Genomic DNA, 7,228 nt, shown 5'->3' with positions numbered 1-7,228 from the left:
ATATTTTCGATTAGCGCGTTAATTCAAATCTTTCGACTTGCCTTACTCTCTTTTTGTATGCTGTTGTCCAATATGTCTTAGAACGTATTCTTCTTGTTTTTTCCACTTGTGTTTCAAAGCGAGTGCAAAAGTAAAACTATTTTTTAATCTCCCAAAACTTTTTTTGAAAAATTTCTTTTTCTTTTTTCTTGCGAGCTACAGTATTTACTGAAGCGGACCGCAAAGATAACACCTTATCTTTTACTTATCCAAACTTTATTTTGTTAAAGTTTTTAAAGCTTTTCAAAGTTATTAATTCTTCTTTGCTGCTTTCTTTATATTTAGGAGCGTCTGCCTCTAGAGTCGTTATTACTTCTCTAATGCGGATGCAAAAGTAGTATCTTTTACGCTACTTCCAAACTTTATAACGCCTTTTTTTAAAGGTTTTTTTCGGAGTAACGATAACTACCTATTATGGTACACTTTACAAGTGAAACTTTTTTTTGGATTAATGATATCATACCCCCTTTCCTACCTTACTTACACCAGTAATAATGCATTTACTTCCTTTAACAAGATTCTTTATACTATATATAGTATAGCACCTACTCGTAAGTACAATATTAAAAACAACAAAGGTTCTACTATATTTATTATAATAGAACCTTTGTTAACTATACTCAAAATCGTTTTACTTCTTAATTAATTTCTTACGATATCGTTCTCCACCAATCTCTACATAAACCAGATAAATTCCTTTCGGTAAATCAGAAACGTTAATTATAGCACGATTAGACCCAACAATTTCTTGTTCTTTTAATAGTTGTCCATTTATACTATACAACTCTACAGTATGTTTATCAAAGACGTAAGCCTGATCAATTTCAATATAGCAGTAATCTTCTGCAGGATTAGGCCAAATAGCAATACTATTATCAAGTGTGATACTATTTTGATTATATGAAATCCCATTAAAAGACGAATTACTAACCACTAGAGAGAAGTCTTGTACAGAACCTACCAACGCACCTTTATGTCTAATTACTATTTCATATTCTCCTTTGGAAGCATTTTCAATCTCTATTTTCTCAACATTATCGACTAAATTATCCCCCTTAACCGCCTTTGGATTTAAAAAATCTTGGTTTAACATCCAAGGTAAATACTCTTCTCCATTATAAAAAACGCGCAAATCCAAATCATTGACCAAATCTCTTCCATAATATTCATTATTTACACCTATTTTATTAACACCTTCTTTATCCGTCCAAACTAATGTAAACAACATTTTCTCGCTATCTGAATTTAAGTTTACTGTAGTTCTAAACTCTCTATTTTGAAATAAATTACTCTCCAAAACTAAAGCTTCTTTAGATAGAGAATTATTAAGTAATTCTACTCCAGATTTAGCATTTAACAATCCCCATCCATATCGGTAACTTGGTCCATCGTAAAGTTCTATTTTTTGAGCGGATTGAATCATTACAGCCTTTAGAGTTGCCGCCTTTAGAGGAAAACCTTTCTTTTCTATAGCCCATTGTTGCCAAAGCGACAATACTCCAGTAACAACAGGTGTAGCCATAGATGTTCCACTCAAATTAGTATATAGATTATCTTGAATTGAAATACCTTTAACCAAAGGGTTGACAAAGGCAGTAGAGAAAATATTCACTCCATCAGCTGTTATATCAGGTTTTACTCTAAAATCATTTGTAGGCCCTGTACTACTAAAATTTGTTTGAAAATTCTGTTCAGGAACCCCAGGATCCAATGCAGCTACAACAATCGGATTCTTAGCAGTAGAATAACCAACTAATAGATTCACCCCATTCTTTGTAGGATTAACAATATCCGCCACACCTAAATCATTACCAGCTGCAATTACAGGTTGAAAGTAGGGAAACAAATAACAAACTCTATCAAAATTATGCGCATCAATATTATAAGTTCCAAAGTAATTAACAGGTAATAAAGGCCTTTTATCATCATCTATTACTGCGATACCATAAGAGTGATTAGACAACAATACTCCTTGTTTGGCTAAATCAGTTATTTTAAGAATATCATTATCCCAACCAAAAGAAACCACATTTGCCATCGGAGCCATACCTTTTGCTTTAGGATTCAATCCCTTTGCTAATATAGTACCTGTCACATGTGTAGCGTGTAGCCTTGCCGATTCCCTTTTCTTTTGAATCGCTTTATCAAATGAATAAATATCATTTTGTTCTTCCCCTAACACCACACGCCAAGCATCTTTATCCCCTTTAAATTCAATATGTTTAGCTAAAGCAGTTTCTCCATCAACAACAGCCACTATCATATTGTTTCCCAACAAATTACTTGTGCGACTATCCATATTCAAACTATTCACGCCACTAACTTGTCTGGCTACAACATTCCCTAGTTTATAATAAATCGGAAATTGTTGTTGCTCTATTCGGCGCAAAGAAGTAAAAGAATGAGTAAAATTCGTTTTCTTTTCAGCAGTATACAAATCTTCAAATTGAACAATAGAAAGTGAATCACTTTTATGTTGTTGATCTAAAGTAGAAATAAAAAGATCTACTTTTTCGCCATCATACTTATTTCCAATCTCACTTCTCAAGGCAGTATTTTGTCCAAAAACACTACTTGTCATTAATAATAAAATCCCTATACCAATTCTCATACCTGTCATACACTAATTCAAATGTAAATTTCATCTTTTTCCAGTTCTTTTACTAATTATTATCAATAATTATTACAAATACATACCTATATTCTCACTTTATCATTTCAAATCAACCTCATTTAATAGCAGTTTTCCTGTTTTTACCTAATATTTCAATATATTTGACAATAACTAACATTAACTTATAATAATATGTACGCAAAACAAGCTATTTTAAGCGTTGTTGTAGGAGCTTCTGTTTTTTCAGTCTCATGTAACAACACAAAAAAAGGCACTACAGAGGTAACAGATTGGAACGAAAACAATTCTTTCTATAATCCAAGTACGCTACCTTACCAAACAGCAGATTTCAGCAAAATCAAAAACAAAGATTTCAAACCAGCATTACTTGAAGGAATGCGTCGTCAAATTGAAGCAATTGACAAAATCACAAGCACTACTGATGAAGCAACCTTTGATAATACATTAGTAGCTTTAGAAAAATCAAGTGAATTATTGGATAGAGTAAGTTCTGTATTTTATCTATTAACAGGAGCACATACAAACGATGAATTAAAGGCTGTTAGCAATGAATTAGCTCCTAAATTTGCTACCCATAATGATGCTATATACTTAAATGATGCTTTATTTCAACGCATTAAAAAATTACATGATAATTTAAAAGATTTGAATCTTACTTCGGAACAAGAACGCCTTGTGGAGGTTTATTATCAAAACTTTGAAAAAGCTGGAGCAAACTTAAGCCAAACAGATAAAGAAAAACTAAAAGAACTAAATCAAACTATTGCAACATTAAATAATCAATTTGGAGATAAATTATTGGCTGCAACTAAACAAGGAGGAGTATCTTTTACAAAAGAAGAGCTTTCGGGCTTAAGTACTAGTGAATTAGACGCAATAAAACAAGAAAACGGAACTTATCTAATAGACCTAAATAATACAACTCAACAACCAGACTTAGATAAGTTAACCAATAAAGAAACCCGTAAAAAACTATTTGAACAAGCATGGATTAGAGCTGAAAAAGGAGATGAAAATGACACTCGTTCTACTCTTATAGAGCTTGCACACAAAAGAGCTGAAAAAGCAAAATTATTAGGTTTTGATAACTATGCTGCTTGGAGCTTACAAGGAACGATGGCACAAACTCCTGATAATGCTATTAAGATATTAAAAGATTTAAGTCCTTTTGCTGTTAATAGTGCAAAAGAAGAAGCAAAAGAAATCCAAGATTTAATAAACAAAGAAGCCGATCCATTTACTCTAACTGCAGCAGATTGGAACTATTATGCAGAAAAGATTAGGGAAGAAAAATACGCTTTGAATCAAAACGATTTAAAACCCTATTTCGAAATGAACTCTGTGATGGAAAACGGTGTTTTTTATATGGCTAAACAACTTTATGGTTTGTCATTTAAAGAGCGAACAGATATTCCAGTATGGCAAGAAGACGTGAAAGTTTATGAAATATTTAATGAAGATGGAAGCCAAGTAGGATTATTCTATGCTGATTACTATCAAAGAAATAGTAAACGTGGGGGAGCTTGGATGAGCAATATTGTTGGACAATCTAAGTTATTAAATCAATTACCTGTGATTTATAACGTAGGTAACTTTCCAAAACCAGCAGCAGGACAACCTACACTTCTATCGCTTGATAATGTAATAACTATGTATCATGAATTTGGTCATGCCTTACACGGATTTTTTGCAGATCAAACTTACCCTACTTTATCAGGAACAAGCGTATCTCGTGATTTTGTAGAATTTCCTTCTCAGTTCCACGAACACTTTGCATTTGAACCGTCTATTTTAAAGAATTATGCAAAACACTATCAAACAGGAGAAGTAATTCCTGATGAGCTTGTCAATAAAATAAAGAAAGCCTCTAACTTCAACAAAGGTTATAGCTTAACAGAATTGTTAGGTGCTTCAGTTATTGATATGGAATGGCACATCATTGATAGCAATACCAAAATTACTGATGCAATAGCTTTTGAACAAGAAGCTCTTAAAAAATATGGTTTAGACTTAGCTACTGTACCTCCAAGATACAGATCAACTTACTTTAGTCATATATTCGCTGGAGGATATGCAGCTGGTTACTATTCATATAAATGGTCTGAAATGTTAGACTATGATGCTTACCAGTGGTTAGAGCAAAATGGAGGAATGACAAGAGAAAATGGTCAAATCTTAAGAGACAAAGTATTTTCTAAAGGAAATTCAATGCCACTTGAAGTTATGTACAAAGATTTCAGAGGAAAAGACCCTTCAATAGATGCTTTATTAAAATACTCAGGTTTTACAAAATAGTCAGTAAAAAAAAGGCCAGCAAAATTGCTGGCTTTTTTATTTATTCAATATTGCTATCATCTCAGCGTCAACAAATCTCCCCTTTTCAAAGAAGTAATCACGTAAAATTCCTTCTGTTTGCATACCATTCTTAGTAAGAACCTTACGAGAAGCATGATGACTTGGGTCAATAAAAGCTTCTACACGATGTAAATTCATATTCTTAAACCCATATTCGATTAAGAAGCTAACGATCTGTGTCATATAACCTTTTCCCCAGAGATCAGGATGCAAATCATACCCGATTTCTGCCCTATTATTTTCTTCAGACAAATTGTGAAACCCACAAGTTCCTACTAACTTATCTTCTTCCTTATACGTTATTGCCCAACGAATTCCTTGCTTTAAAACAGTTCGCTCAATCCAGGTTTGGATTAATTGAGTAGCTTCATCAGTAGATTTAAAAGTAAACAAATCATAAAACTCAGTTACCTCATCTTTTGAAAAATACGCGTATAAATCTTTATCATCATTTATTTTTAAAGGTCTTAACCTTAAATCTCCAATTGTTACAATCGGTTGCTCTGCGGGAAATATCATATTATCTTTTTTTACAAAAGAACATCAGAAAAATTGAACAGACAAGAAATCATCAATATAAATGAATCTCCATATAACGTTAAAAATGTATTATACTATGCAATAAAACTTTGTAGACTTCGCTTTATTTCTATATTTGAGATAATGAAAACTAACCTAAACAATAATTAAATGAAAAGAAAGAATCTTTTGATTGCTATGTTTTGTCTTACAACATTGAGCATTCCCCTATTTACGGCTTGTAATAATGATGATAGCAATAAATCAATCATTATAACTGATCCAGTTATAAAAACTTACATAAAAGAAGAGGCTTACGCAATAGATAAATTAGATGAGGCATCACAGATAACTATTATGACTTATACAATGCCTAATGTATTAAGTCAACCAACGCAGGCAACTGCTTTAATTTTTTATCCAAAAACAGAAAAACCAAAAGACGGATGGAGAGTAGTTGTATGGGCTCATGGAACTGTAGGAGTTGGTGATGCGTGTGCTCCAAGCAACAACATGATAGGAGCCAATTTCAAAGTAATGGCTAAAAGTTTACTTGAAGAAGGCTATATTATTGTAGCCCCAGATTACGAAGGATTAGGTACAAAAGGAATACATCCATATCTAAATTTAAAAAGCGAAGCACTGTCCTCTATTTATGCTATCCATGCCATAAAAGAGCAATACAAAGACGAATTACAAGGTGGTTGGATGTCCGCAGGACAATCACAGGGAGGACAAGCTTCTTTGGGAGTAGCAGAGTTTGCTAATGATGACCCTTTTTTCAAGGGAGCAGTTGCAGGAGCACCAGCTTCAAGTCTTGGAGAAATCATTTTAGAAGTTGCCCCTAAAGCATTAGCGCAAATAGAACAGCTTGAAATTAAAAATAACGTGCCATTAGACAAAAGAAATTCCGTTGGTTCTTATGCGACTTTGTTATCCTATGCTGGGCTTGCAGGAGCCGGAATTAAGGCATATGAGCAAGAATTTGATTATACAAACCTATTTGAAGAACGCGCTAAAGACCTCGCTTTGCTTTCAGAGGGAAACAACGGAGAATGCCTTGATGAAATTCGCTCTGCGTTCAAAGATGATATAATTAAATTCATGAATGAAAAACAAGGCAATAAAGTAATGGATTATCCAGGATTAAACGAAGATGCCTTTAAAAATGACCCAATTGTTCAAAAGTTCTTATTAGAAAGCCAACCCGGAACAAAGAAAATAGACAAACCTATTCTTGTAATTCAAGGTAAAGCTGATACTAATGTACCTTACACTGTTACTGAAAAAATGGTAGAAGGACTAAAAGCAAAAGGATCTGAAAATGTTACTTTATTATTAGTAGAAGGAGCTTCTCATACAGAAGCCATAGTAAAAGAAAATAAAACTGCAGTAGAGTTTATAAAGAAATACTTACCTGTAAAGTAATCAATAAGATTGTAGATAAAAAAGCTAACTCTTGAGTTAGCTTTTTTTACTCTATAGCTACTAAGTAGCTATCAATTCAGTCTTAAGTAATTTGAAAAAAATAACTTCAAATCAACTAAGAAATCTCTTTTTCATAGCATTTTTGAATGTTGAGACAAATTTAAAAATTTTCATATACACCTTTTTACGGAAAACCACATTCTCCATTTTATATGTTGCTAAGATGATAACCACCAATTAGCGTTATATCAA

Annotated in this window: 4 protein-coding genes; 2 read left to right on the top strand and 2 right to left on the bottom strand. The window is 32.7% G+C overall.

The features are described 5' to 3' along the window. Positions 1 to 670 precede the first annotated feature (670 nt). Positions 671 to 2,650 (bottom strand): S8/S53 family peptidase, encoded by a 1,980-nt coding sequence (locus GOQ24_RS15750; protein ID WP_160340116.1) that lies wholly within the window; start codon positions 2,648 to 2,650, stop codon positions 671 to 673. 195 nt (positions 2,651 to 2,845) lie between these two features. Between GOQ24_RS15750 and GOQ24_RS15745 the strand changes: the two genes are divergently transcribed. Beyond that, positions 2,846 to 4,969, top strand: coding sequence for a M3 family metallopeptidase (locus GOQ24_RS15745; protein WP_155093390.1), 2,124 nt, complete (start codon positions 2,846 to 2,848; stop codon positions 4,967 to 4,969). Positions 4,970 to 5,005: 36 nt separating this feature from the next. On the opposite strand, the gene GOQ24_RS15740 is transcribed toward GOQ24_RS15745, so the two are convergent. Then, positions 5,006 to 5,548, bottom strand: coding sequence for a GNAT family N-acetyltransferase (locus GOQ24_RS15740; protein WP_155093391.1), 543 nt, complete (start codon positions 5,546 to 5,548; stop codon positions 5,006 to 5,008). Between the two features lie 171 nt (positions 5,549 to 5,719). Here GOQ24_RS15740 and GOQ24_RS15735 point away from each other — a divergent pair, with 171 nt between their 5' ends. Further along, positions 5,720 to 6,976: an alpha/beta hydrolase family protein gene (locus tag GOQ24_RS15735; RefSeq protein ID WP_160340115.1), complete on the top strand. Its 1,257-nt coding sequence runs from the start codon at positions 5,720 to 5,722 to the stop codon at positions 6,974 to 6,976. The last annotated feature ends 252 nt before the right edge of the window (positions 6,977 to 7,228 follow it).

The sequence above is a fragment of the Myroides sp. LoEW2-1 genome, assembly GCF_009767705.1.
Classification (GTDB): Bacteria; Bacteroidota; Bacteroidia; order Flavobacteriales; family Flavobacteriaceae; genus Flavobacterium; species Flavobacterium album_A.
This window is presented reverse-complemented; position numbering and strand designations above follow the sequence as displayed.